This window comes from Pseudarthrobacter sp. W1I19, assembly GCF_030817835.1.
Classification (GTDB): domain Bacteria; phylum Actinomycetota; class Actinomycetes; order Actinomycetales; family Micrococcaceae; genus Arthrobacter.
Genome location: NZ_JAUSZR010000001.1, coordinates 846,732 through 872,010, shown reverse-complemented (window position 1 = coordinate 872,010; position 25,279 = coordinate 846,732). Strand labels below are relative to the sequence as shown.

20 protein-coding genes are annotated in these 25,279 nt (G+C 59.1%); 13 read left to right on the top strand and 7 right to left on the bottom strand.

Features of this window, described 5'->3' with window-relative positions:
* Positions 1-4 precede the first annotated feature (4 nt).
* The 11 genes from QF038_RS04065 to QF038_RS04015 all read left to right on the top strand — a co-directional run bounded on the left by QF038_RS04065 (position 5) and on the right by QF038_RS04015 (position 14,966).
* Positions 5-1,270, top strand: a complete 1,266-nt coding sequence (locus QF038_RS04065) for an EpsG family protein (RefSeq protein WP_307608998.1) — start codon at positions 5-7, stop codon at positions 1,268-1,270.
* The gene (locus QF038_RS04060; protein ID WP_307608996.1) at positions 1,233-2,393 is read left to right on the top strand and encodes a glycosyltransferase family 2 protein; all 1,161 of its coding nucleotides are present in this window, start codon (positions 1,233-1,235) and stop codon (positions 2,391-2,393) included. The genes QF038_RS04065 and QF038_RS04060 overlap by 38 nt, the downstream gene beginning before the upstream one ends.
* Positions 2,386-3,888 (top strand): lipopolysaccharide biosynthesis protein, encoded by a 1,503-nt coding sequence (locus QF038_RS04055; RefSeq protein WP_307608994.1) that lies wholly within the window; start codon positions 2,386-2,388, stop codon positions 3,886-3,888. Before QF038_RS04060 ends, QF038_RS04055 begins: the two co-directional genes overlap by 8 nt.
* A 220-nt stretch (positions 3,889-4,108) precedes the next feature.
* Positions 4,109-5,299 (top strand): Coenzyme F420 hydrogenase/dehydrogenase, beta subunit C-terminal domain, encoded by a 1,191-nt coding sequence (locus QF038_RS04050; protein WP_307608992.1) that lies wholly within the window; start codon positions 4,109-4,111, stop codon positions 5,297-5,299.
* Positions 5,300-5,344: 45 nt separating this feature from the next.
* Entirely contained in the window at positions 5,345-6,526 is a 1,182-nt protein-coding gene (locus tag QF038_RS04045) for a polysaccharide pyruvyl transferase family protein (RefSeq protein ID WP_307608990.1), read from the top strand.
* A complete protein-coding gene (locus tag QF038_RS04040; RefSeq protein WP_307608988.1) occupies positions 6,523-7,410 on the top strand; it encodes a glycosyltransferase in 888 nt (295 codons plus the stop codon). The genes QF038_RS04045 and QF038_RS04040 overlap by 4 nt, the downstream gene beginning before the upstream one ends.
* A 539-nt stretch (positions 7,411-7,949) precedes the next feature.
* Complete coding sequence (locus QF038_RS04035; protein ID WP_307608986.1) at positions 7,950-9,491, top strand: polysaccharide biosynthesis tyrosine autokinase; 1,542 nt, start codon at positions 7,950-7,952, stop codon at positions 9,489-9,491.
* A gap of 430 nt (positions 9,492-9,921) precedes the next feature.
* Positions 9,922-11,400 carry a sugar transferase gene (locus QF038_RS04030; protein WP_373461615.1) on the top strand — a complete coding sequence of 493 codons (1,479 nt, stop codon included), beginning with the start codon at positions 9,922-9,924 and terminating at the stop codon, positions 11,398-11,400.
* A 90-nt stretch (positions 11,401-11,490) separates the two neighbouring features.
* A complete protein-coding gene (locus tag QF038_RS04025) occupies positions 11,491-13,371 on the top strand; it encodes a DUF4012 domain-containing protein (protein ID WP_307608982.1) in 1,881 nt (626 codons plus the stop codon).
* 183 nt (positions 13,372-13,554) lie between these two features.
* Positions 13,555-14,163, top strand: a complete 609-nt coding sequence (locus tag QF038_RS04020) for an LPXTG cell wall anchor domain-containing protein (protein WP_307608980.1) — start codon at positions 13,555-13,557, stop codon at positions 14,161-14,163.
* Positions 14,164-14,504: 341 nt separating this feature from the next.
* A complete protein-coding gene (locus QF038_RS04015) occupies positions 14,505-14,966 on the top strand; it encodes a VanZ family protein (RefSeq protein WP_307608978.1) in 462 nt (153 codons plus the stop codon).
* Between the two features lie 12 nt (positions 14,967-14,978).
* Here QF038_RS04015 and rfbB read toward each other — a convergent pair whose 3' ends face one another.
* A complete protein-coding gene (gene rfbB, locus QF038_RS04010; protein ID WP_307608976.1) occupies positions 14,979-15,977 on the bottom strand; it encodes a dTDP-glucose 4,6-dehydratase in 999 nt (332 codons plus the stop codon).
* A gap of 60 nt (positions 15,978-16,037) precedes the next feature.
* Between rfbB and rfbA the strand changes: the two genes are divergently transcribed.
* Positions 16,038-16,943 carry a glucose-1-phosphate thymidylyltransferase RfbA gene (gene rfbA / locus QF038_RS04005; RefSeq protein ID WP_307608974.1) on the top strand — a complete coding sequence of 302 codons (906 nt, stop codon included), beginning with the start codon at positions 16,038-16,040 and terminating at the stop codon, positions 16,941-16,943.
* A 90-nt stretch (positions 16,944-17,033) separates the two neighbouring features.
* Here rfbA and galU read toward each other — a convergent pair whose 3' ends face one another.
* The 6 genes from galU to QF038_RS03975 form a co-directional block, all read right to left on the bottom strand.
* The gene (gene galU, locus QF038_RS04000) at positions 17,034-17,924 is read right to left on the bottom strand and encodes a UTP--glucose-1-phosphate uridylyltransferase GalU (RefSeq protein WP_307608973.1); all 891 of its coding nucleotides are present in this window, start codon (positions 17,922-17,924) and stop codon (positions 17,034-17,036) included.
* Positions 17,925-18,036: 112 nt separating this feature from the next.
* Positions 18,037-18,213: a hypothetical protein gene (locus QF038_RS03995; RefSeq protein ID WP_307608971.1), complete on the bottom strand. Its 177-nt coding sequence runs from the start codon at positions 18,211-18,213 to the stop codon at positions 18,037-18,039.
* Between the two features lie 395 nt (positions 18,214-18,608).
* Positions 18,609-19,520 carry an NAD(P)-dependent oxidoreductase gene (locus QF038_RS03990; RefSeq protein WP_307608969.1) on the bottom strand — a complete coding sequence of 304 codons (912 nt, stop codon included), beginning with the start codon at positions 19,518-19,520 and terminating at the stop codon, positions 18,609-18,611.
* A 4-nt stretch (positions 19,521-19,524) separates the two neighbouring features.
* Positions 19,525-21,444: a TRAP transporter large permease subunit gene (locus QF038_RS03985; protein WP_307608967.1), complete on the bottom strand. Its 1,920-nt coding sequence runs from the start codon at positions 21,442-21,444 to the stop codon at positions 19,525-19,527.
* Positions 21,445-21,528: 84 nt separating this feature from the next.
* Positions 21,529-22,560, bottom strand: a complete 1,032-nt coding sequence (locus tag QF038_RS03980; RefSeq protein WP_307608964.1) for a DctP family TRAP transporter solute-binding subunit — start codon at positions 22,558-22,560, stop codon at positions 21,529-21,531.
* Positions 22,561-22,651: 91 nt separating this feature from the next.
* On the bottom strand, positions 22,652-24,004 hold the full coding sequence (locus tag QF038_RS03975) for an NAD(P)H-dependent oxidoreductase (RefSeq protein ID WP_307608963.1): 1,353 nt from the start codon (positions 24,002-24,004) through the stop codon (positions 22,652-22,654).
* A 231-nt stretch (positions 24,005-24,235) separates the two neighbouring features.
* Here QF038_RS03975 and QF038_RS03970 point away from each other — a divergent pair, with 231 nt between their 5' ends.
* Positions 24,236-25,270 (top strand): LacI family DNA-binding transcriptional regulator, encoded by a 1,035-nt coding sequence (locus QF038_RS03970; RefSeq protein WP_307608960.1) that lies wholly within the window; start codon positions 24,236-24,238, stop codon positions 25,268-25,270.
* Positions 25,271-25,279 lie beyond the last annotated feature (9 nt).

Genomic DNA, 25,279 nt, shown 5'->3' with positions numbered 1-25,279 from the left:
CTCAATGATTTACCTGATTGGGGGACTGCTCGCCAGCGCCGCAATGCTCCTATATCGCAGACCACCATCGCGCACGAGTCCACTCTGGAGCGTTACCCTCGGATCGACTTCGCTAACCTCGCGGTTGAAGGGGAACGGCGACAGGACGGTCAGTTCCTTTGCACTGATCTTCAGTTTCACGCTCCTATTTCTTATCGCCGCGCTGCGATATGGTGTCGGAACCGACTACTGGCTTCGCTATGCGCCACTCTTCGAGCTGATTCAGCAGGGCAGAGTAGAGGGACAAGAGATCGGCTACGTTCTGCTGAACAAAGCCGTAGGGTTGGCAACGGACGACTATCAGGGAATTTTCGTCGTCACATCGTTCGTCACGATCGCGCTCTTTTACCGCTTCTTCCTCCGGATGTCAATCAATCCGGCTCTTTCGGTGTTCATATACGTCTTCGGAGGTTTTTACTTAGAGGACTTCAACCTCGTCAAGCAGGCGCTGGCGATCGCGATCCTTGTGAACACCTTCGAGTTTGCGCTCCGCAACAAGCACTTCGCCTTTGTGCTCGCTACTCTCCTCGCCGCATCCTTCCATTCCAGCGCTTTCGTGTGGTTCGCGGTCTGGCCGCTCATGTGGATTCGCGTCAGCCGCGCCGCTCGTATTGCAATAGCTCTGACTATGATCGCAGTGATCTTAGCGGTGCCGCAGATAGTATCGATGCTCGTGGAGCAATTCGCCCCGAATTATGGGTGGTACTTTGACTCCAATTATGGATCAACGCGGAGTATCCAACCCGCCGTCGTCATGGTCGCCGTTGCCGCCTTCGTGTTCACATTGGTCAAAGTAGGCAAAGCGGAACGCGTCGACCGCATTGCCGACAATCTGATAACCGTAAGTAACGTCCGGCCCATGGGCAGCCAAAACTTTGGGACGAAGTCGGAGCGACCCAAATTCGTACGACCCGAAATTAACTCCCAGACCGCGCGTAAAACCAAACGTACGGATCGCTACGCTGATGCCGTAGTTAATGTACTCGCCGTAAGCGCCGCAGTTCTGGTGGCCACGACGACAATCGCATACCTCTTCTCACGGCTGAACTACTACTTTGCCCCTGCTCAACTGGTCGCTGTTCCCCTGGCTCTTTCTCTTGTACAGAACCGACTCGCGCGGCAACTCCTTACGTTCGCCTTCATGTCCGCCTACATGACAAGTTTCGTCCTTCAATTCTTAGTTTGGAATGCTCATGGTGTCCTCCCTTATGAATCAATCTTCTCCCGCTGAGTCCGACGCTGACATCCTCCTTACCGTCATCGTTCCCGTATTCAACACTCGTACAGAATTGATCGATCGCGCAGTTGTCAGCGCTTTAAACCAAACACATTCGTATCTGGAGCTGATCGTTGTGAATGACGGGTCCACTCCGGAAGTAGCAGGTTTCCTCGACCAGGTAGCCGAACGAGATTCGCGAATAGTTGTCATTCATCAACGAAATGGAGGCGTGTCGGCGGCAAGGAATAAAGGATTGGAGCGGGCAACTGGCTCCTTCGTTGCGTACCTTGACGCCGACGACTACCTGGAGCCCGAGTTTCTCTCTGCCGCACTTGCTGTGGCACTCTCTACCAAGGCCGATGCCGTTTTCGGTGGTATGCGCGTGCTCCACGGCAGCAGCAGCGTTGAGTGGCGAACGGGCGGCCCGTCCGCCGAGGACCCGTTGTTGGCCGGGCAAAAGACAATTGTCGCCGCCTGTGTCAGGGCGCTGTCGGATTCCCCGTCCCCCAAGCAGCCGACGCAACTTCTATCCGTAACTAACGTGGTGTCCTGTATATATAGGGCAGAGGCTGCCCGTCGTCACCGTTTTCCCGAGGGCGTCTCGCATGCTGAGGACCGGCTGCACAACGTCCACTTTCTACTAGCTGCCGAGACGGTGGCATTCTGCTCCGATGTCTGGTACGTCTATGACGCATCTCACGAGCAAGGCGCAACTCGTTCCGCGACGACCCAGACCATCACGGCCCTCTCGCGCACCGTCCGCGAATTTGCAGAGGTCAGAGGACTTGCCGGCAGTCGCCAGCTTCCCGACGACGCCCAGAAGCAAATAGTGCAGGCTGCTGCGGACGGTGTCCTGAACTACCTCAAGTTGCTTAGCGGCGTTATGGCGGTCGTAGGCCGGCGGGCAACAAACCAGGTTCTGCTGTGTCAGCTGCTGTCCGAGCCCTCCGTGCTCGCAGCAGCCGCACGGACAAATCAGCCGGGTTTACAGAATTTGATTTTCGGCGCAGCGGTACGTCGTCGCCAAGGCAATGTACTACTACTCCTCGGCTGGCTATGGGTGCGCATGGGCCGCTTAGAAATGTCGGTCGAACAGCCCCGCCGCGTTAGTGGAAGGAAGCCTAAGAATGGTTGAGGAGCCGGCAGACGCAGAGGCTGATCTTTCTGTTCGGGGAGCCCGGGGAGGCGGCCTAGTCCTTTTGGGGAGCGGGGCAAGTTTTGCGATACAAATCGCGTCTTTGCTGATCCTTTCCCGGCTACTCTCGCCGTCAGACTTCGGGGTAGTGGCGATGGTTACAATCTTCGTCGCACTTGGTAATCTACTCCGCGATTTCGGGCTGCCCTTGGCCGGATTGCAAGAGCGGTCCCTCTCGCACCAGCAGGCGTCGAATCTGTTTTGGATGAGCGCAGTCATAGCCGCTGTCTGCTCTATCGTGCTCGTCGTATCTACGCCGGCGCTCGTCACTTTGTTTCACGAGCCGCGCCTGACCCTTATCGTCCCTGCACTTGCTGTTGCAGTGTTCTTAGGGGGACTGACTTCTCAACTGCAGGTGCATCTAGCGCGCCGCATGCAGTTCACTGTCCTCGTCGCAAGCGACGTAATCGGCCAATTGGTCGCCCTCGCTGCCGCTGTTGCACTGGCCATCGGTGGCGCAGGATATTGGGCGCTGGTAGCGCAAAGTCTAACCGCCGCATTTCTTACCCTTCTCTTTCGGTGGGTCGCGTGCCGGTGGATGCCCACGGCACCTCGGAGAGGACACGGGGCATTTCGGCTCCTTAAGACCGGGGCAACCTACGGTTTTGCCCAGATGCTGACATTCGCCCAGAGCAACGTTGGCACCTTGCTGATCGGTGCCCAGCTTGGGGCAACACAACTGGGCTACTACAACCGTGCTTACCAGCTGCTGACCGCGCCTGCAGGACGCTTACTCGATCCGCTAACACAGGTTGTGGTCACCACGCTGAATCGCGCAAAGGCAGCACAGCGAGACCCCGACGAGCTCCTCTTCAAGATTCAATTCGGCGTCGGGACTTTCATAGTATGGATGTTCGCCGTGACTGCAGGAACGGCACCGGCCCTCATCCCGCTCACGCTCGGCGATCAATGGATCCCGGCTGTCCCCATCTTCCAAGTCCTAGCAGCCGGGGGGGCAGTGTGGGTCTTCAACCATGTTAGCTACTGGGCCTTCATTGTTAAGGAGAAGCCTGCTGCGCTGCTCACATACAACTTTGTCTCGAAGCCCCTAGCGATTGCGAGCATCTACATTGGTTCGCACTTTGGTCTTATCGGAGTTGCTTGGGGTTATTCAGCCGCCATGGCTCTGTCGTGGCCGCTGAACCTACTCTGGCTTGCCCGGACAGCAGGCCTGCCCGCGCGGCGTTTCCTGGCTAATGGCTTCCGGGTGCTGCTAGCAGGAGCGTTTGCTGCCGCAACCTCTGCTGTCACCTATTCTTTGCTCGTGCAAGGACCGCCGCTCGTTACGGTTGCTGCGGGCGTTTTGACGGGAACTGCAGCAATGGCGGCAGTACTTCTCGCCCTACCAGCGAGCCGGGCCCTTTTCGCCGACTGGATCCGCCTCGTACGGTCCTCACTCCTCCCCCGAATCAAGGTTGGTTTACCTAATGCATAGGATTGAAGAAACTGTCGCTCGCGGCATCTGCATCGGATGCGGAGCCTGCTCTGCAGCGACGGGTGGCGCCGTGCGCGTGCAACTGGGCCGGACTCGCCTTTACGAAGCGGTCCTGGATGAGGCATCAGAACCGGAGATACGCTCCGCGAGCCGCGTCTGCCCATTCTCGGACGAGTCTCCGAATGAAGACGAACTCCTTGCGCCTCATACTGACACGGCCATGACCCCTGATGCGCGCCTCGGTGTGCACTCCCGCACGTTTGCCGGGCGCGTTGCCGACGAGGCCTATCTTGTCGACTCCAGTTCAGGAGGCCTAGCATCCTGGCTTGTAGACAGGTTATTGAGCGAGGGGCACGCGGACGCAGTCATCCACGTCGGAGCATCCACTGGAGACGTTGACACCGAACTCTTCCGCCACCGGATCTCGACCAGCGAGAACGCGGCCGACCAACGCAAGTCCCAGTACTATGCCACCACCATGGCCGATGCCCTCGCTGTGGTTTCTGACACTCCTCAGCGCTACATAGTCGTCGGTGTGCCTTGCTTCATTCGTGCCGCACGTGCGCTTTGTCGAGAGAACCCCATCTTTCAAGAACGTTTAACTTTCTTCGTTGCCCTCGTCTGCGGTCACTACAAAACTCATGCCTTTGCGGATTCCCTCGCCTGGCAGCTTAATGTTCACCCTCGAGACCTTGCTGCTGTAGATTTCCGCGTTAAGCACCGCGATCGGACCGCGAACGACTACGACTTTTCGGCGCGTTCAACTCTCACCGAAAATACGGTTAGTGCCCCGGTACGCACTCTCGTGGGCGGCAACTGGGGCCACAGCGCTTTCCAGCCAGAAGCATGTAATTTCTGCGACGATGTCGTTGGGGAGACCGCGGATGTCAGCTTCGGCGACGCATGGCTTCCCGAATTCATTTCGTACCCCTACGGGACAAACGTGGTCGTAAGCCGCAACCGTATTATCGACGGGATCTTCGACGCCGGCGCTACAGAGCGAGCGATCACATTATTGGACGCCTCCGCGGATAACGTTGCCGCCTCGCAGGCAGGCGGGTTCCGTCATCGCCGGGAGGGCCTTGCCGTCCGGCTCGCGGACGATATTTCAGCCGGGCTTTCCGTCCCGTCAAAGCGTGTCTCCCCCGACAAAGCCGTCGAGGTCTCGCCAAAACGCGCCAACCTTATCCGCCAACGACGGCGCATGGCAGCTCGCAGCCATGAATCCTTCCTAGCGGCCGTAGAGCAGGACGACTTGAGCATCTACTTGCGTGAATATAGGCGTGAAGCGGCGCGCTACAGGCGCCTCGACATTCCACTCCCACGGCGAGTTTTCCAAAACATCAAGGGTGCAGGCCGAAGAATTCTCGACAGGTGGAATATGAAGAGGACTGACCGCACTAAGCAGTAATCTCCCTCCAAATAGCAATCACCCAGTAGACCAGGAGAGGCACCCATGAAGTCCGGTCATCGAATTGGAATAATCATCCACTACAGCACGACCAATTATGGTAACCATTTAGTTAATTACGCGACGCGTAGCCTCCTCGAAGAGTGCGGCTACGAGGTCGACCTGCTTGTTGTGCAGGGACATGGGCAGTCCAAGTTAGCCGCTCTAAAAAGGCTGCCCCGTAAGCTTCGGCGACTCGGCGTTCGCGGAGCGGCAGACCGCTTGTTGGGCCGCTTCCAAAGATTGACAGAGGCGAAACCACAAGTGCCTTCGATCGAGGCATCCGCAGCGAAGCGCCAGGAAGAGTTCGGCGCGTTCTCCCGCACCTATCTGAAGCCTCAGTATGTCGAATCTACGGCAGGCGCAGCGGACGCATATTCCCGCATGTGCATTGGGAGCGACCAGATTTGGAACTATGACTACGGCATTAACGGGAGTCTCTTCGCCGACTTTGCGTCCCCGAGCGATGTTGTCACGCTGTCTCCGAGCGTTGGGCATGAGCGAATCCCCTCGGAATGGCTAAGGTCATACGAACAGTGGCTCAGCGGATTTACCGAGGTGGGGACACGCGAGATTGAGTGGACGCACTCCCTGGCCGCTCTGCCTGGTGCACCGAACTTCACCCTCCTTGTCGACCCCACGCTCATGTACGACCTCGAATTCTGGGCAAGAATTGCGACGCCCTCCGTCGACGCTAAGGGAAAGGTGCTGCTATATCATCTCGGTGAACTTCTGCCGCAGCATACCCAATACGTAAAAGACCTCACGGAACACCACTCACTTGATGTCCTTCACCTGTCAGATACCGTTGGCGGCGCCCCTTGGGAGACGAACGCGTCCGATTTTCTTGGGATGGTACAGGAAGCTTCCTGCATAGTTACCGACTCGTACCACGGCGCAATCTTCGCGTTCCTTTTCAACAAACCTCTCATCCTACTTGAGCGTCACGGATTCGCCGGAGCGATGAACACCAGGACTCGAACTCTCACCGAGCGCCTTCACCTGGCCAACCGCTATATGACTGGTCTAAGCATCGATAAGGCTCTAGAACATGACTACACCCGCGGCACGGAGGCACTTCAGGGGTACCGCCGTGAATATTGGTCATATCTGAACCGCCACGGTTTAGAGCGCACACCTGTGCACGACTCGCAATCCAACCACCACATATTGAGAGCCAACGCATGATTATCGCCGGCATCGTCACTTTCGAGCCAGACATCGACCGACTTCGAGAGAACATCGAAGCAATTTCCCCGCAAGTACCTCTCGTCCTCATCTATGACAACGGCTCGACAAACGGCGAGGCGATCTCAGAACTCTCTGCCGCTTCGCCTAATGTCTCGGTCATCCGCAGTGGAACAAACGATGGAATCGCTGCTGCGCTTAACCGACTTGCGGAATCTGCACTAAGTCAGAGCGCATCGTTCCTCCTGACACTCGACCAAGACAGCGTCTGTTCCGAGCGGATGGTCTCCAAACTCGCTGCGGAGCTCGCCGAAGGTATAGGCATGGTGACCCCGCACATAGTCGATCGCAACAAGCAAACCCTCGAGGAGTACAGCCGCCTCAAACTGCCGAGCGTTGAACACTACCGGCAACCGGCCCGAAGGGGAGCCATTACGTCCGGGGCAGTTCTCGATTTGAATGCCTGGAGAAAAGTTGGTGGGTTCGATGAGTTGTTCTTCATCGACTACGTTGACTACGACTTCAACCAGCGCCTGATGGAAGCAGGCTACGCAATCCTTCGAGTTAACACAGCGCCTTTACTCCACGAAGTAGGTCGTGCAACTCGTACTTGGCTACGCGTGCCCCGCAAAGACCTCTCGGGCCGCTGGCGTATAGAGCAATTCTTTGCCTTTGGACACAGCCCTACCCGGTGCTATTACAAAGCACGGAATCGGGTCCTCTTTACCCGCAAGCACGGACGCAAACTCGGCATCACTCATGAGGGCATTTGGCAGATCCCGCAGCAAATCGCACTTACAGTCCTGTTCGAGCATGAACGCTTCTCGAAACTGAAAGGGTTCGTTCGTGGAATCCGTGACGGGCTTCGAACGCCTTTAATTTAGCCGGAAAGGCGATTCCGGGCCAGTAAGGTAAGACGGCAGCGCTAAACGAGAGGCGGCGACGGTGTTTGAGTTTGTGGGCCGAGCCCCTCGGCCCACAAAGTCACAGCCGGGTGCAGAGTTCTCCGGGGGTGTGCGCTGAATGCGCCGACGTCGGTTCCAATATCGCCTCCTTCCCCGGTATATGCAGGACCGCCTGAGTGTGCAGGGAGAAGAGGGATTCCACTACGTGCGATGACAGGCCGGGGGTGCGGCTAGTGATGAGAAGCAGCCGAGAAGGTTTACTCTTCCTGCCGGATGCGGCTCCGACACTTTCGCCAGTGGTATCCATGGACAAAGCGCCGGAGCACTAACATAACGGCGTACAACTGACAGCTGGCGCCAACACGACTGGTAATCAACGGGCGTGTCAAGTCCCTTGGGAGTGAATTCCAAGGCGCACAGGTCAGGAAGGTACACTCTTGTAGGCGTCATGACCGTGATCGCTGAAGTTGTAACGCTGCGGACTGGGTTTCAGCTTCACAATTAAGGGGGACTTTGGTTTGGACATAAGAGACTACGTGCGCATAGCTCGCGGTCATTGGATATTCATTGCCGCACTGACATTGACTGGCCTCCTGCTCGGTGCCGGCGCCGCCGTGGCGATCAAGCCCACCTACACATCTGAACTCCAGCTCTTTGTCGCTATTCAAAGTTCCGGCACGGTTCAGGAACTTCAGCAAGGAAATACCTTCACTCAGGCGCGAGTGCAATCGTATGTCAAGACTGTCGGCTCTCCTATTGTCCTGCAGCCCGCCATTGAAACCCTTGGCCTAAACGTAACGCCCGACCAGTTGGCGGCAAAGGTTCGCGCGACTACCGATTTGAACACTGTTCTGATCAACATTTCCGTGTCTGACAGTTCCCCAGTGCAGGCACAGGCCATAACTCAGGCCGTAGGAAACAGCCTCATCAGGGCGGTGGAGTTGTTAGAGAAGCCGAAGTCCGGGGGCTCATCACCCGTGGCATTGTCGATAATCAAGCCAGCAACCACTCCCTCGGCACCGTCGGCTCCAAACACCCCTCTCTACCTACTGCTAGGGACGGTCATTGGGTTTGCCGTGGGTGCTGGCGGCGCCATTCTTCGTTCGCTTTTGGACAATAGAGTCAACGGGGAGACCGACCTTCGCAGGGTCACGGAAGCGCCGGTTCTAGGCAGAATATCCTTCGATCAGGAGGCTATGAAGAATCCTCTGCTCACGCAGACTTCGCCCCAAAGTCCGCGAGCTGAGTCCTTCAGACAGTTGAGGACCAACCTGCAGTTTGCCAATATTTCCGGGCGAGCCAAAACCATGGTTATTACCTCTTCACTTCCAGGTGAGGGAAAAAGTACTACAGCGACGAATCTCGCCATTTCACTTGCTCAAGCAGGGCAGACGGTCTGTCTTATCGATGCTGACCTGAGGCGACCGATGGTTGGTGAGTATTTGGGGCTTGAACGGAGCGCGGGCCTGACGACAGCGCTCGTAGGCTCAGCAGACGTTGATGATCTTCTTCAGCAGTGGGGTGACGGTAACTTGTATGTGCTCACCTCAGGGAGAATCCCACCAAATCCGAGTGAGCTACTTGGCTCGGCCGAAATGAGCGAACTTATCAATCGCCTTGAGCAGGTGTTTGATGCCGTCATTATCGATGCTCCACCGCTCCTTCCCGTGACAGACTCTGCGGTCCTAGCTCAGCACGTTGGTGGAATAGTGATGGTTGTTCGTTCCCAGAAGCTCAAGCAACACGACTTGGAAAAAGCTCTAAGTGCCCTTCAAATGGTTGAAGCCAATCTGCTGGGCGTCGTTTTGAACGGCCTTCCGGCTAAAGGCCCTGACTCCTATACGTACGGCTATTACAGCCAGGACACGCAGCCAGATGCTGCCATTCCTGAAACGCGCTACCGAACTTCCGGAAGTCAACATGCATTGCTCCCCGACTCTGACTATTCTCCTGAAGCCACTTTGAGCGCTGAGATGGAACAGGGACCAAGCCGGCCAGCGACGAACTTCCCGATATTGCCAACCAATGAAGCTCTCGAGGGTGCACCCCCGAGAAAATAAGCCGACCTCCCGCCTTGCGCATTTGACTGCAGCTTTGCGCCAAGCCAGGAAGGTCGCGTGTACCTCACACGACTCTTGGACTGCCGAAGCAGGTGAATGCGAACTCAGCCTTCGCGGCATTGGAAGTCCTATCCAAGGACCAGCCCGGTTTCACTCGCGCACGACTGTCGTCCTAAGGAAGAAGTCTGCTCTTTGCGGATCTACGGGCGGCTTCCTTGACTTGATGAAGAGCCGAGCCGACGGGCACGGTCTTGAGCGCAACTGAGCAAGAGACCGGGACAAAAGCACTGCCCATTGTTGCAAATAGAGTAGTGGCAGTCGGAATTTATCAACTTAGCAGCGTTGGTGCTGAACTATCGGCAGTTAGCAAAAAAGCGTTACTTGGGTTACATGGACCAAGAACCAAAAGCCAAATGGATGAATTATGAAGATGCAAACGTCGCTGGCGGGTAATCAGGGGGATCAATTAGCGGGGGCATCAGGATTGGAACTGTGGCGACGAAAATACTCCCGTCGACTCCTCGCAATAGACACTGCAGTCATTGTGTGGGCAGTCGCTGGAGCGTTTGTCGTTCGTTTCGGTTTCGCGGAAAGCCCGGAGAACAAAGATGGTGAATATGTTCTCCTCTCGCTTGCACTGATCGTTACTTGGTGCTTGATGCTCGGTTTCTGGGGGTCGCGCGAAGCCAGAATCCTGGGCGCTGGTTCGGAAGAGTACAAGCGCGTCATTGCTGCGTCGGCCTGGCTGTTCGGATTCGTGGCGGTAATTTCCTATGCGCTCAGAATTGACACTGCTCGCGGTTATGTGGGCCTAGCATTCCCAGCCGGAGTAATGGGTCTCTTGGCTGCACGTTGGCTCATGCGGCAGCACCTAACAGTGGATCGCAAGAATGGCCTGAGCTCATCGAAAGTGCTTATTGTCGGAACCCTTCCCGCTGCGGTACATCTAGTCCGATCGCTTCGTACCCAACCAGCGGCGGGATATCTACCGGTAGCCGTACACGTTCCCTCCGCCGAAGCCGCAGCAAATCACGGAATAGACCTGGGCATACCGATCACGGCCTCAGAGCCCGGGGTGGACTCCGTGCTAAGGGCGATCGAAACAGCAGGAGTTGACACGGTCGCCATTTCGTCTGGCGCACCACTCAGCCCCATTGATCTACGCCAGCTCGGTTGGGAATTGGCAGCGCGGGACGTAGGAATGATCTTGGCCCCAGCACTCACAGATATTGCCGGGCCACGAATCCATACTCAACCTGTAGCCGGGCTACCCCTAATTCACGTCTCAACGCCGAAGCTGACGGGCGGAAAGAAAGTTGCCAAACGTACATTCGACATTACCCTTGCCGGCGCGCTGACTGTTGTGCTGCTTCCGGTTTTCGTCCTAATCGCTGCGTTGGTTAAGTTAACAAGCCCGGGCCCTGTTTTTTATGTACAGGAGCGGATAGGGCTGAGGGGCACTTCATTTAGGATGCTCAAGTTTCGCTCCATGAGAGTCAACGCTGACGAAGAACTTCACCAACTACTAACCGCACAAGGTTCTGCAGATAAGCCTCTGTTCAAAGTTGACAACGACCCTAGGATCACTCCAGTTGGGCGCATCCTCCGCAAGTACTCACTCGATGAGCTTCCCCAACTCCTAAACGTAGTCGGCGGGAGCATGAGCCTGGTCGGTCCGCGTCCTCAGCGTGAAAGCGAGGTTGCACTATATGACGACGCGGCCCATCGTAGGCTTTATGTCAGTCCTGGCATGAGCGGCCTGTGGCAGGTGAGTGGAAGGTCGAACCTCAGTTGGGAGGAGAGCATCAGATTAGACCTGTATTACGTCGAAAATTGGTCCCTTATGGGTGACGTTCTGATACTCGTCAAGACATTCAAAGCAGTCTTCGCAACTACAGGGGCAATCTGACTTGAGAAATTGCGCCTTTTCATCACCGTCTATAGTCCATTTTGATTCGGCGGCTGGGCTGCGGGTACTTGCTACTAGATGGGGAATGCTATGAACGTGGACGGCGGATATCGGGTACAACCCGTCCCAAGCTCTCACGGGCCAAAAGACCGCACGCACAGGCATAAACCGAGGCGCCGGAAGCGCAAGGCTTTTCTGATAGCAGCCTGCCTGGCGTTTTTAGCTCTAGTTGCAGTTGCCGCAACAGCTTGGCTCGCCGTCAAGGCAGCAACGGCAAAAGACGAACTGAACATGGCAGCATCATTGCTCCCGCAACTCAAAGACGAGGTGATGAGAAGGGATGCTGCTGCTGCAGGCAGGACCGTCGAAACTTTACGAGGCCACACAACGAATGCACGCGAGGCTACGGCGGATCCACTGTGGCGATTAGCGGCTGCACTGCCAGGCGTCGGTCCCAACCTCCGAGCCGCTTCAGAAGTAGCCACAACAGCTGACGATGTCGCGACACTTGGTGCAGCACCGCTAGTTGGTGTTCTCGAGTCGTTGGACTGGAAGTCACTCGCACCTAGCGAGGGCGGCGTTGATGTTCGTCCATTAGCCTCGGCCTCACCCGCCATAGAATCCGCCTCTAACGCCGTGGCACAATCATCCGAACGTCTCGACGCAATAGATTCCGCTAATCTATTACCGCAGATTTCGGAACCCCTCCGGCAGGCTAGAAGCGAATTGGGCTCACTGAGAATGGGCCTACGAACAGCTGCAGATTTCGCTGCCCTGGCACCAGCCATGTTCGGAACGGAAAGTCCAAGACACTACTTGCTGCTAGTTGAGAACAATGCTGAAGTCCGAGCAACAGGTGGCATCCCTGGCGCTCTGGCCGTCCTGTCCGTTGACGAGGGCCATCTCAGCTTGGGTTCACAGAGTAGCGCCACTCGACTCGGTTCTTTCACGCCACCAGTCGAAATGTATCCGGAGCAGCAAAACATCTATTCAACACGTCTAGGCAAGTTCATGCAGGATGCGAACCTCACACCGGATTTTCCAAGTACGGCAGAGATAGCGCAGGCGATGTGGGAGCGTGAGTTTGGCCAACGAGTGGATGGCGTGATCTCCATCGACCCGATTGCACTAAGCTACGTTCTCGATGCCACAGGGCCTGTGAAGCTAACTGACCCGCAGCTAGTCGCGACGGCCGGAGAATCGCTTCCGGTGGAACTCACGTCTAAGAATGTAGTTCAGACGCTCCTCTCAGACGTCTACAAAGAAATCGCGCAACCTGAACTGCAAGATATTTATCTTGCGGGCGTAGCAAAAGAAGTTTTCTCGGCCCTCGCCTCCGGTGTTGGTGATGACAAACTTCTTCTTGATGGTTTGGCCAAGGGCATCGCGGAGCGAAGGGTCCTGCTATGGTCCTCTTCTCCTGAGGAACAAGCAGTCATCGGACGCTACCCGGCGAGCGGTTCCATATCAGGGCCGGCCGTCGCCCCGGCTGAGTTCGGGCTCTACTTCAACGACGGCACTGGCGCAAAAATGGACTTCTACGTCAAGCGAACAGTGCAACTCATCAAGGAGTGCCCACGTAACGGCTACGAGCAAATCACCGTTCGTGTCACCAGCACCAACACGGCCCCTGCTGAAGCATCTACGGTCTTGCCGCGGTATGTAACTGGCGACGGAGTAATCGGAGTCCCGATTGGGTCAGTGCAAACCAACATTGTGGCCTATGGTCCCGTCCAAGCCAACGTTGAAACGGTGACGCTAGACGGGCAGAAGACGGAGTTCGCCCCCTATTTCCACAGCGACAGACCTGTGGGAGTTCTGGCGCTTCGACTGGCCCCCGGCGAGAGCAAAACTGTGGATTTTACGTTCGGCAAGATTGTTCAGCACACTGAACCTAATCTCGTTGTCACACCAACCGTCCAACCGGTAAAGGATGTGACATTACCCACAGAAAATGCTTCCTGTGGCTAGCGTTTGTGGACGCAGCGTTAACACTATGTAAACCGACTGGATTGACATTGCCCGAGGGCAGCAGCAGGTGGTACCGTCTTTTTTGGGATATCTATCCGTAGTTCTGCACAAGGTCTCGTGCGGAGGGGAATGCTCCCCAAATTCGGGTACATCAAAAACTTAAACGTCTCCGGGGGGACACAAATGAAGAAAACACTTGCAGCACTCGCACTCGCAGGTTCCATCGCACTTATCGGCTCACCGGCAGTTGCAGCCACCTACCCGGCTCTTCCGCCGCAGGCTGCTGTTTCTGATGGCACCGTCGGCCCGGGCGAAAACTTCGTTTTCCGCGGCCAGGGCTTCCGCGCCGGGGAACCGCTCATCATCCGCGTAACGCCCGGTCAGCCGCCGGCAGCCTCAGGCGCAAACATTGCCGGTGGCCGTTCAGTAGCAGCGCGTATTAGCGTTGTCGCCGAGGCACAGACCTTGCAGGCAACTGCCGACGCGCAGGGAGCATTCTCCCTGCCGATCGCTATCAACGAGGCTGGCACCTACAGCCTGACGGCTGAGGGCGTTGAATCCGGAGTAGTCGTCGGTCCCGTTACGGTCACCGTGGCAGCTTCCCTGGCGAACACCGGCGGCAACGCGGGAGGCGCTCCCCTGGCCAACACCGGCGGCGGTGCAGGCCTTGCAAACACAGGTGCTGACTCCGGCTTAGTTCTCTGGACCTTGGTGGGCGCAGGCGCACTGGCAGCCGGCGCAACTTCAGTTGTTGTCGTCCGCCGCCGCGCCAAGGCTGAGGTAGCTGCATAACTCGCAATACGAATTAGCACCAAAGAGGGTGGGTGGTTCTCCATAGCGAGAACCACCCACCCTCTGCTTTTAAGGTTTCGACAGGCTCAACCACCGGGCCAGCGTGATCAACTACCGGATTGTGGTATCGATTAGTGTCATGGGGAGATATTGGCGCAAAAAGCCGCGAGAGTTCGAGTTCGCAATGCCGCTCCCTAGGCCACAGGTACCCCCCCCCCCCCCCCCCCCCCCCCCCCCCCCCCCCCACACACACACACACACACACATCCTTCTAGTCCTCCTAGCGGTGGCTGCTCTGGGCATGGCTATACTCGCCATGGGGTGGACATCTTGAAGATCACTTGAAGCATCTGGATAACCAGCGGATTTGGCAGACCGTCCTGGCCGCCATGCTGATCCCCCTGGCCCTTCTTGCCTTCTGGCCGGCCCCAGTGGACCAACCCGTTCAAGGACTCCTAATCGATGTCCTTGAACTCCTACACAAGCATGGAATCCCGCATTGGATCGACTATGGATTTGTAGAGGCATCCGCCAACGTCGCTCTTTTCGTCCCCTTGGGACTATCGGCCACCCTTGCCCTTCCTGAAAAGCGTTGGTGGCAAATCGGGGCATTTGGACTGCTGATTTCGGGGTGCATCGAGCTCGGGCAGCTTTTGTTTCTTCACAACCGCTTTGCAAGTCCCTTGGACCTTGTGACAAACCTGTTGGGTACTTTCGGTGGCACACAGCTGGCAGCCATTGCGGTCAATACTTTCAAGGCCCGCCCCCTTCCGGCGGCGGGCCCACAGTCTGGTGGTCAATAGACCAAGCAGGGGCTACTGGCCCTGTTCCTTGTACTTGGCTTCGGTGGCTGCTTTCTGGGGCCGCCACCAGTTTTCGTTGTCCCGGTACCAGGCAATGGTGTCCTCGATGCCTTCATCGAAGTTGGAGAACTGCGGTTCCCAGCCCAGTTCGTCACGCAGCTTGGTGGAGTCGATGGCGTAGCGCAGGTCGTGGCCGGGCCGGTCCACCACGTGGTCGTACGCGTCCGGGGACTCGCCCATGTGCTTGAGGATCAGCTCCACAACGTCCTTGTTGTTCTTCTCGCCGTCAGCACCGATCAGGTACGTTTCACCGATCCTGCCTTTAGCGATGATCGCCAGCACCGCTGAAGAGTGGTCGTTGGCGTGGATCCAGTCCCGGACGTTCTCGCCCTTGCCGTAAAGCTTGGGCCGGATCCCATCAATGACGTTGGTGATCTGGCGCGGGATGAACTTCTCCACGTGCTGGTACGGGCCGTAGTTGTTCGAGCAGTTGCTGATGGTCGCCTGCAGCCCGAACGAACGAACCCACGCCCGGACCAGAAGGTCCGAGCCGGCCTTCGTGGACGAGTACGGGCTGGAGGGGTTGTACGGCGTCTGCTCGGTAAACCGTTCCGGGTCATCGAGTTCCAGGTCGCCGTAGACCTCGTCCGTGGAGATGTGGTGGAAGCGCTTGTTGTGCTTCCGGGCCGCCTCGATCAGCGTGTAGGTGCCGATGATGTTGGTGTCAAGGAACGGGCGAGGATCGTGCAGCGAGTTGTCGTTGTGCGATTCAGCAGCATAGTGCACCACAACATCAGTCCCCGCCACCAGCCGGTCGACCAGTTCAGGGTCGGCGATGTCCCCCTGGACAAACTCGAACCGCTCCCCCGGCAGACCCTTCAAGGACTCCAGATTGCCCGCGTAAGTCAGCTTGTCCAACACGGTGACATGGTCATCCGTGTGGTCGAGAACGTAGTGAACAAAATTGGAACCAATAAAACCGGCACCGCCAGTGACAAGGAGTTTCTGCATATGCCTATCGTTTCACGGATCTGATTTGGCTGAATTTGTAACGACCGGGAAAATGTCCCTATGCGCGGAATAATCCTCGCCGGGGGAACCGGTTCACGTCTTCATCCAATTACTCTCGGCATCAGTAAGCAGTTGGTGCCGGTCTACGACAAGCCCATGATCTACTACCCACTCTCCACACTTATGTTGGCTGGCATCCGGGATATCTTGATCATCACGACACCTCACGATGCCGACCAATTCCAGCGACTGCTGGGGGATGGCAGCAGGTTCGGCATCAACCTCACCTACACACAACAACCATCGCCCGATGGCCTCGCCCAGGCCTTTGTATTAGGCGCGGATCATATCGGTGAGGGACCCGTAGCCTTGGTGTTGGGCGACAACATCTTCTATGGCCGCGGAATGGGAACCCAGCTGCGCCGCTTCGAAAACATCGACGGCGGAGCCGTATTCGGGTATCGCGTGGCAGATCCATCTGCATACGGCGTGGTTGAATTTGATGAAAACGGATGCGCCATCTCACTTGAAGAAAAACCGACAGAACCCAAGAGCCGCTATGCAGTGCCCGGCCTGTATTTCTACGACAATGACGTGGTGCAAATTGCACGTGAATTGGAGCCCTCGGCCCGGGGTGAGCTGGAAATTACAGACGTAAATCGCGTTTATCTGGAACGTGGCAAACTGCAAGTGGAAATTCTTCCGCGTGGCACCGCCTGGCTGGACACAGGAACATTCGACGACCTCAGTGACGCCTCCGAGTTTGTGCGCACTGTCCAGCACCGTCAAGGCCTGTCTATCGGCTGCCCTGAGGAAATTGCGTGGCGGCAGGGCTTTCTGTCAGATGATGCACTGCGTGAACGGGCAGAGCCTCTGGCCAAGAGTGGCTACGGCAAATACCTCTTGGAACTTCTGAACGAAGACGCGGAGTCCGCCGCGAAGCGCCTGGAGCTAATTGCTCCCTAGTTTCATGCGGACTCTTTAATGCGAACTCTTTAAACAGCCACGGCACCACACGCTTTCCAGCGGTGGTGCCGTGGCTGTTTGAGCTTCAGGCTAGTTCACAAAGCCCTTCATCCATGTCTTGAGGTCCTCGCCGAACTCCACACGCTCGGACGCGAGCGTGATGACGGCTTTGAGGTAACTCAGCTTGTCTCCGGTGTCGAAGCGGCGGCCCTTAAAGACCACTCCGTACACGCCGGAGCCTTCGCCCTCGCCGGCGGCAAGCGTCTGCAGCGCGTCCGTCAGCTGGATCTCCCCGCCGCGGCCCGGCTCCGTGTTTTCAAGAACGCCGAATACGGAGGGATGAAGTACGTAGCGGCCAATAACGGCTAGGTTCGAGGGCGCCTCACCCGCCGCAGGCTTCTCCACCAAACTGTTGACGCGGACGTAATCCTCACCATCCACTGCAGTGATGTCCGCGCAACCGTAAGCGCTGATCTGTGCCGGATCAACTTCGATAAGTGCGATCACCGAACCGCCAGTCTTCTGCTGCACCTCCATCATGGTGCTCAGCAGGTCCTCGGCCTCGTCAATGAGATCATCGCCGAGCAGGACGGCGAAGGGCTCGTTGCCCACGTGCTGGCTTGCGCAGAGCACCGCGTGGCCCAAACCCTTGGCCTCACCCTGACGGACGTAGTGAATTGGCCCAAGTTCTGAGGCGTACTGCACGGACTCCAGTTTGTCCTTGTCGCCCTTCAGCTCCAACGCACGCTCCAAGCCTGGTTCGCGGTCAAAGTGGTCCTCCAGGGAGCGCTTGTTCCGCCCCGTGATCATTAGCAGGTCGGTCAGGCCGGACTTAACCGCTTCCTCGACGACATACTGGATGGCCGGCCTGTCTACCACCGGCAACATTTCCTTCGGCATTGCCTTGGTGGCGGGCAGGAAGCGAGTCCCCAATCCGGCAGCAGGAATGACGGCTTTGGTTATTGCTTTCCCCGTAGTCATAGCTGAACCTTACAAATCAGGGGCAGGCAAAGGCAATTTTCCGCCACCGAACTGCGGCTCACGCTTCTGTAGAGCCGGGACCCCATCTCGCTGCCCTGCGCAAAGGCACCACCTACTCGCCCGGGTAAGTGCCGGACTCCTCCAAGAACGTAGTTCCGCCTTCATCCGTCACCAGCTGGTCCGATTCGCTCAGGACTGCCGACGCGGAACAGTCCTCGCAGCGGCCAACAAATTGATGGGGGCAGGCCGAGAGGTTGATGCCGTCCCCAGTGGATAGTCTGGCTCGCATGGGATCCTGCCGTTCCTGAATCGTCCAGGCTTGCCGGGAGACTCATTGCTTCAACCACCGCGGTGATGGTGCCGGCGAATTGCTGAGTGGGTCCTGGTTCGCGAAAACCCTCTCCTCGCCGGCACTCCCAGTAAACAACCAAGCCAAGCGGGAAACACGAGTAGCCCATACCCGTTCCTTTAGGCCGACCGTACCTCCCCATACCCGGAAGAGGCGCTACTACCCAAAGCCCCTATGGTTTCGACGGGCTCAACCACCGGCAGTCCGCACAGACTCCCCCACCAGCTTTGGTTTCGACGGGCTCAACCACCGGGCGGGTTGGTTTCGACAGGCTCAACCAACGGGCGGGTCGGTTTCGACAGGCTCAACCACCGGCAGTCCCCTCTGGGACAAACTCAACGGGCCCGGATGGTGCGGTAAATCCCGGTGTGGTCCAGGTCGCCGTCGCCGGCCGCCACCATATCTTCGAAGGCGTTCTGCACGCAGGCCGCGAGCGGGAGTTTCAGTCCCGTCTGTCCGGCGATTTCCATGATGAAGCCCAGGTCCTTGAGCTGGTTCTTTGCGGATCCGCCGCCTTCAAAGTCCTGCTCCACCCACCGCCGTCCCTTTTGCGCCAGGACCTCGGAGTTCGCCAGGCCGCCGGCAAGAACCGTCTGGACCTTCTCCAGGTCCAGGTTGCTGCCTGCCGCCAGGGCCATCGCCTCGGCTAGGGCCGTCACCGTGGCCGCCACAACGATCTGGTTGCAGGCCTTCACGGTTGACCCGGCACCGGTGTCCCCGAACCGCACCACTGTTGAGCTGTAGAGCTCGAACAGCGGTGTCACCCGGTCCACGGCCTCCCGCGGGCCGCCCGCCATGATGCTCAGCCGGGCTTCTTCAGCCCCAATTGTGCCGCCGCTCAAGGGGGCGTCCACCACCACCACGCCCCAGCTGCGCTGGCATCTGTCGGCGAACTCAGCCACCGCCACGGGTGACACTGTCCCGTGGATCACCAGGATGGGGTGCTGTATTCCGGCGGCGCGCCAGCCTTCCAGCAGTCCGTCGCCGCCGTGGAGCAGCGCTTCGACCTGGGGCAGGTCGGGCAAAACGGTAAGAACGACGTCGCGTGCGGCCTCCGCCGGCGAGTCCGCCAGGGTGCCTCCTCCGATTGCCCGGGCCCTTTCCGGTGTCCGGTTCCACAGAGTCAGGGGAACTCCGTGGCTGAGGATGTTCCGTGCGATGGGGGCGCCCATCGGTCCGGTGCCCAGGAGGGCAACGGACGGATAGGTGCCGGGCAGCTGCTGCTGTTCCAGTCTGAGCGTCTGCATGGGCCTAGAAGGGGATGAGTCCGGCAAGGGCGGGCAGGAACGTGCTGAACCACGGGACGGCGGCGAGCACCAGCAGTCCGAGGAACACGGCGATCAGGTAGGGCCAGAAGTGTTTGAGGCTCCGTTCCACCGTTTCGTGCCCCGTGGCGCAGGCCACGTAGAAGCCCACGCCGGCGGGCGGGGCAAAGGAGCCGATGCCCATGGAGATGATCAGGACCATGGCGTACTGCACCGGGTTGACGCCGAAGTCGACGGCGATGGGCAGCAGCAGCGGCGCGAAGATCAGGACCGCGGGGAGGCCTTCGAGCAACTGCCCCATGACCACCAGCAGCACGATGGTGAACAGCATAAAGAGCAGCGGGGAATCGCCCAGCCCCGACATGAGGTCATGGATCTGCTGGGAGACACCGGCAACCGCGAGGGTCTGGGCCAGGGGCGACGCCGCGGCGATGATGAACAGCACCATGCCCGCCGTCGTGGTGGTTTCCCGCAGTGTGTCACCCAGCAGCTTCCTGCTGCCGCGCCGGTACGCTGCGGCGAGGATGAACGCGTAGGCCACTGCCACCGAGGACACTTCGGTGGGGGTGGCGAAGCCGCTGAGGATTCCCACCACCATGCCCACCGGGAGCAGCAGGGTGGGGATGGCGAAGAACGTCGCTGTGCCGCGGGCCCGCCAGGTGGCCTTCGGGCTGGCGACGCCGCCCTGCTTCTTGGCGCGGAGGAAGACCAGGGCCATGACCACCAGGGCAAGGAAGGCCGCCGGAACGAAGCCGGCCAGGAACAGCGTGGTGGTGGAGATGGTGGTGATGGAGCCGAGGATGAGCAGCACGATGCTCGGCGGAATGGTTTCACCCATGATGGCGGAGGCGGACAGCACGGCCACCACTTCACCGCGGGGGTACTTCCGCTCTTCGAGCATGCCGCGCATGGTGGTGCCCACTGCCGCGACGTCTGCCACCTTTGAACCGGAGATGCCGGAGAAGATGTACATGGTGACCACCACTACTTGGAGCAGACCACCGCGGAGGTGTCCGATGAGGGCGTCCACGAGCCGGGCCAGCGGAAGGGTCAGTCCTGCCGAGTTCATCACAGTTCCGGCGAGGATGAAGAAGGGGATGGCCAACAGGACGAAGCCTTTGGCTCCGGATGCCATACCGATGGGGATGGCACTGATTTCGGAGATGCCGCCCAGGTACAGGTAGATTCCCGAGGCCAGGGCCAGAACGAACGCGATGGGCAGGCCGAGGAACAGCAGGATGAACAGGACTGCCAGGACCACCGCGAGGAGGGCATTGGGGGACGCGTAGTAGAACAGCGGCTGGGCCATGGCCACGAGGGCAAAGAGGACTGCTGTAATGCCCGCGGCCACCAGTACGGGCCGGCGTTCCTGGCGCCACAGTTTCAGCAGGGCGAACCAGGCGATGAGGACCATGCCGAGCGAGAAGGGCAGTGAGACCCAGAAGACGGGCAGCTGCAGGATGGGGGTCTTCTCTTCGAGCTGCTGGACCAGGGTGGGAACAAAGAGGGCGAAGGTGCCGGCGCTCATCACCAGGACGAGCCAGTCCACGAGGGCCGCCAGGTAGGGCTTCCAGGCCGCGGGGAGACGCATGATGAGGGCCTGGACGGACATGTGCGCGCCCTTGGGGTACGCGATGGCACCGCCGATGAATGCGATGGTCAGGAGCGCGATTTCGGAGACTTCCTGCGTCCAGAGGACTGAGTCGCCGGTGATGACCCTGATCATGATGTTCAGCAGGATGACCACGAGCTCTGCGATGATGGCCGCACCCACCACACCTTCGAGGGCTTTATCGAACCACAGTGCGCCGCTCCAGCGCGGTGGGACGTGGTCGTGGTGGAGGATTTCTTCCGCGTCTGAGGGGATGACCTCCTCTATTTCCTCGGGGGTATTGATGTGTTTCATGTGTCTTCTTCCGGACTGTCGACGTTGAGAGTGGGATGCGGTGGGCGGGGTCCGGGGAGCGGTGGGCTCCCCGGACCGCGCGTGCTACTTGCTGGCGTTGAAGGAGACTGCCTGGTCGAAGAACTCTTTGCCGATCAGGTTCGAGAACTCCGGGTAGAGGCTCTTTGAGGCGGCCTTGAATTCTTCGAGGCCCGAGGCGCTGACCTCGTTGGCCTGCATGCCCTTGGCCTTCAGCTCGTCCAGCTGCTTCTTGGACTGCTCCTCGTCATAGCCGGTCTTGAAGGTTGCCGTCTCTTCCGAGGCCTCGGTGACGGCCTTCTTCTGGTCCTCGGAGAGGCTGTCCCACTTCTTGGAGGACAGCGCCAGGACCCAGGCGTCGTTGATGTGGTTGGTCAGGGAGACGTACTTCTGGACCTCGGAGAACTTGTTGGTCCACGGTACTTCGATGGGGTTTTCCTGCCCGTCGATGGTGCCGGTCTGCAGGCCGGTGAAGACCTCGGAGAACGCCATGGTGGTGGGGCTGGCGCCGAGCTTGGTGAAGTAGTCGGTCCACAAGGTGTTGCCGGGGACGCGGATTTTCAGGCCCTTCAGGTCCGAGGGCTGCTGGATGGGCCGGACGGAGTTGGTGATTTCCCGGCCGGTACGGGTCAGGAAGCTGACCGCAACCGTGTCCTTTTCGGCGAGTTTGTCCTTCAGTTCCTTGCCGGGCTCGCCGTCCAGGAAGGCTGCCTCCTCCTTGGTGTCCTTGAAGAGGTAGGGGATGCTGATGGCGTTCATCTCCGGCACCACCGAGGCGTACACGGACGTCGAGAGGATCAGGGCGTCCAGGGACCCTCCCTGCAAACGCGTGACGGCGGCGTTCTGGTCGCCGCTGAAGCTTGTTCCGTTGGGAACCACCGTGACAGTCACGGAACCATTGGATGACTTCTTGACCTGGTCCGCAAAGTGCTGTGCGGAAACACCCACAGAGGAGGTGAGCGGGTCCGGGATGGAGAGTTGGATCTTGGCGGGCGGGGCGCCAGTCCCGCCGGGTGCAGGGGAGGCGCAACCGGCGAGGACTGAGGCTGCCAGGGTGCAGGCGAGCGCCCCGGTGAGGGCGCGGGTCTTGGAATTCATGTGAAGCCTTTCTTCTTTGGAAGGAGTCTTGTTCCGGAGGCGTGAACGCTGTCTGGGGTCCATTGCCGCGCCCGGGGCAGTGCGTGGATGGTTAGGCGGTGACTGCGGTTTCCGAGACGAGGGCTTCGGTTTCCCGGCGAAGCTCAAGGGCCTGTGCCAGGGAGTCATCCATGATGACATCGTCCCAGCCGACGATTCCGCCCTTGGGGACGTCATTCCGGAGTTCCACGTGGTGGGCCAAGGCTACGGGGAGCGCGCCTGTTGCCACCGAGTGCTTTGCCGAAACCAGCTGGCCCCATACCGTGTACCCGCCTTCGCCGTCGAGGAACTCGCCGGCCTTGAGGTCCTTTTTGGCGGTGGCTACCACGTCGCCGAAGAACCCGATGGGGGCACCCGTGGCAACCCCGCGCAGGACCGCGTTGGCGATGGACATGTTCAGCTCCAGGCCCACGTAGTGGTACGGGCGGTAGAGCGCCGCGTACTGGCCGGTGGGGTCCGGGTGCCAGGGGTACTCGTTGAAGCAGCCGGAGACATAATCGTTCGTGGCCTTGACCACCACGAACACGCCCTCCTGCGTGTTGTGGGGGATCCAGGTGCCGTCGCGCTTGACGCTGGACATGACTTCCACGCTGCCTTCATGGGCGAGGACTCCCCCGACGTCCGCCGGACGGCAGATGGTGGCGATCTCCTCGACGTCCCCCGGCGTGAAGGTCAGCCCGGAGTCAGAGGGCACCAGTCCCGCGCCGTTGGCCACTGCCGCCATCTCAATGGAGGCCTTGGTGCCGTCACGGAAGGAGGTGTGCATGTTGGGGTTCAGCTGACCGGAGTCGGTCAGTTCCTTGGAGAACTCCCAGTTCTCCCACACGTTGTCCGGGTTCATCTCGTGGTAGTGCTCAAGGAATTTGGCGCCCTTGCCGGCGCAGACGACGTCGAAGCCGCTGGTGCGTGCCCAGTCCACCAGTTCCATGATCAGTGCCGGCTGGTCCCCGTAGGCCATGGAGTAGACCACGCCTGCGGCTTCAGCGCGCCGGGCCAGGGCCGGCCCGGCCAGAGCGTCCGCCTCGACGGTGACCATGATGATGTGCTTTTTGGTTTCGATGGCGCGCAGGGCGTGCTTCACGCCGACGATCGGGTTGCCTGTTGCTTCGACAATGATGTCGATGTCCACATCAAAGAGCTCATCGGCATTTGCGACGATGGCCGTTGAGCGGTCCCTCAGCGCGGTGGCGATGTCCGGGGCGATCTGGTTCTTGGGCCATCCCACCAGGTCAAAGGCGCCTTCTGCGCGCTTGACGTTGATGTCGGCGATTGCCACCACATGGATTCCGGGGATGTTGTTCGCCTGGGCCAGGTACATGGTGCCGTAACGTCCGGCTCCAATAAGTCCGACCCGGATGGGGCGGCCGTCTTGCTCGCGGTCGCTCAGAAGCTTGTGAAGGTTCATGGGGATCTCTCTGCTTGCGTTCAGCGCGGAAGCATCCTCCACCGGGACTTGGCGGAGCAACTTCTTCGTCGCTAACTGGAATTCTCGAACCGGAGTGGAACCGGTTCCACATTTGTACCAGTCGGTGTTAGGCTGTGTCAACAATCACTTCGCAGGGCCAAAAGGTCTGCCGGATACGGCGGACTGGAGCAGATGCGGGGACCGCCTACACGATTTGAAAGAGGAGGAGCAATGAAGAAGCCCCCAACAATCCGCGATGTCGCAGCGGCGGCGGGCGTCTCAGTCTCCGTCGTATCCCGCGTCCTGAACCCGGAGTCGGGGCCGGTAGCTCCGGCAAAGCGCGAAACGGTGCTGAGAGTCATCGAGGAACTGGCGTACCGGCCGCGTGCCGCCGCGCGTGAGCTAAGCGTGGGGAGCACGCCCACCGTGGGGCTGGTGGTGGCGGACCTCGCCAACCCGTTCTTTGCCCAGCTTGCGGACCGCATTGTGTGGGAGGCCCGCAGCCACGGTGTCCAGGTAATGGTCATGACCACACAGGAGGACCCCCACCTCGAGGCCGATTCCCTAGACACCCTCCTTGACCGTTCGGTGGCGGGAGTCATCGCCACGCCAACAGGAGCGAACATTGAAAAGTGGGCACGCCTCCAATCCATGGGCGTGGACGTGGTCTTCGTGGACCGCACCATCCCCGAACTGGGGAACGTCGACGTCGTAAGCATTGCGAACACAGACTCTGCCCGGCGCGCTACTGAATACATGCTTAGCCTGGGGCACAAGCGCATCGGCCTCATTTCCGGGCCTGTCACCACATCAACGGGGCGGGCAAGGATCCAGGGCTACCAGGGCGCCCACGAGGCCTACTCGGTCAGCATGGATCCCCAGCTGATACGCGATGTGCCGTTCAGGGGAGACGGTGGAGGCGACGCCGTGGGGTCCCTCCTGGCCCTCCCTGACCGTCCCACCGGCCTCATCGTGGCCAACACCGCCCAGGTGCAAAGCTCCGTCCGGCGCCTCATCCAGACGGGCGTGCAAATACCTGAGGAGCTCTCGGTCATAGTCTTTGACGACAATCCATGGACCGAGCTGACAACGCCTCCGCTCAGCGTGATCCGCCAGCCCATCGACATGCTCGCAGTCCATTCCCTCGAACTGGTACTGGGACGCATGCAGGGCAAGCTCCCTTCCGCCCCGCGCGTCATCGAAGTCAACGCAGACTTTGTCCCGCGCAGCAGCTGCTCCCCGCTCCTCCTGACACCCAGCCGATAAGGAAACACC

Excerpts from the sequence above, each read along its gene's own strand:
- QF038_RS04065 (WP_307608998.1), top strand. The coding sequence starts at position 5 with ATGATTTACCTGATTGGGGGACTGCTCGCCAGCGCCGCAATGCTCCTA.
- QF038_RS04060 (WP_307608996.1), top strand. The coding sequence starts at position 1,233 with ATGGTGTCCTCCCTTATGAATCAATCTTCTCCCGCTGAGTCCGACGCT.
- QF038_RS04055 (WP_307608994.1), top strand. The coding sequence starts at position 2,386 with ATGGTTGAGGAGCCGGCAGACGCAGAGGCTGATCTTTCTGTTCGGGGA.
- QF038_RS04050 (WP_307608992.1), top strand. The coding sequence starts at position 4,109 with ATGACCCCTGATGCGCGCCTCGGTGTGCACTCCCGCACGTTTGCCGGG.
- QF038_RS04045 (WP_307608990.1), top strand. The coding sequence starts at position 5,345 with ATGAAGTCCGGTCATCGAATTGGAATAATCATCCACTACAGCACGACC.
- QF038_RS04040 (WP_307608988.1), top strand. The coding sequence starts at position 6,523 with ATGATTATCGCCGGCATCGTCACTTTCGAGCCAGACATCGACCGACTT.
- QF038_RS04030 (WP_373461615.1), top strand. The coding sequence starts at position 9,922 with ATGCAAACGTCGCTGGCGGGTAATCAGGGGGATCAATTAGCGGGGGCA.
- QF038_RS04025 (WP_307608982.1), top strand. The coding sequence starts at position 11,491 with ATGAACGTGGACGGCGGATATCGGGTACAACCCGTCCCAAGCTCTCAC.
- QF038_RS04020 (WP_307608980.1), top strand. The coding sequence starts at position 13,555 with ATGAAGAAAACACTTGCAGCACTCGCACTCGCAGGTTCCATCGCACTT.
- rfbB (WP_307608976.1), bottom strand. The coding sequence starts at position 15,977 with ATGCAGAAACTCCTTGTCACTGGCGGTGCCGGTTTTATTGGTTCCAAT.
- rfbA (WP_307608974.1), top strand. The coding sequence starts at position 16,038 with ATGCGCGGAATAATCCTCGCCGGGGGAACCGGTTCACGTCTTCATCCA.
- galU (WP_307608973.1), bottom strand. The coding sequence starts at position 17,924 with ATGACTACGGGGAAAGCAATAACCAAAGCCGTCATTCCTGCTGCCGGA.
- QF038_RS03995 (WP_307608971.1), bottom strand. The coding sequence starts at position 18,213 with ATGCGAGCCAGACTATCCACTGGGGACGGCATCAACCTCTCGGCCTGC.
- QF038_RS03990 (WP_307608969.1), bottom strand. The coding sequence starts at position 19,520 with ATGCAGACGCTCAGACTGGAACAGCAGCAGCTGCCCGGCACCTATCCG.
- QF038_RS03985 (WP_307608967.1), bottom strand. The coding sequence starts at position 21,444 with ATGAAACACATCAATACCCCCGAGGAAATAGAGGAGGTCATCCCCTCA.
- QF038_RS03980 (WP_307608964.1), bottom strand. The coding sequence starts at position 22,560 with ATGAATTCCAAGACCCGCGCCCTCACCGGGGCGCTCGCCTGCACCCTG.
- QF038_RS03975 (WP_307608963.1), bottom strand. The coding sequence starts at position 24,004 with ATGAACCTTCACAAGCTTCTGAGCGACCGCGAGCAAGACGGCCGCCCC.
- QF038_RS03970 (WP_307608960.1), top strand. The coding sequence starts at position 24,236 with ATGAAGAAGCCCCCAACAATCCGCGATGTCGCAGCGGCGGCGGGCGTC.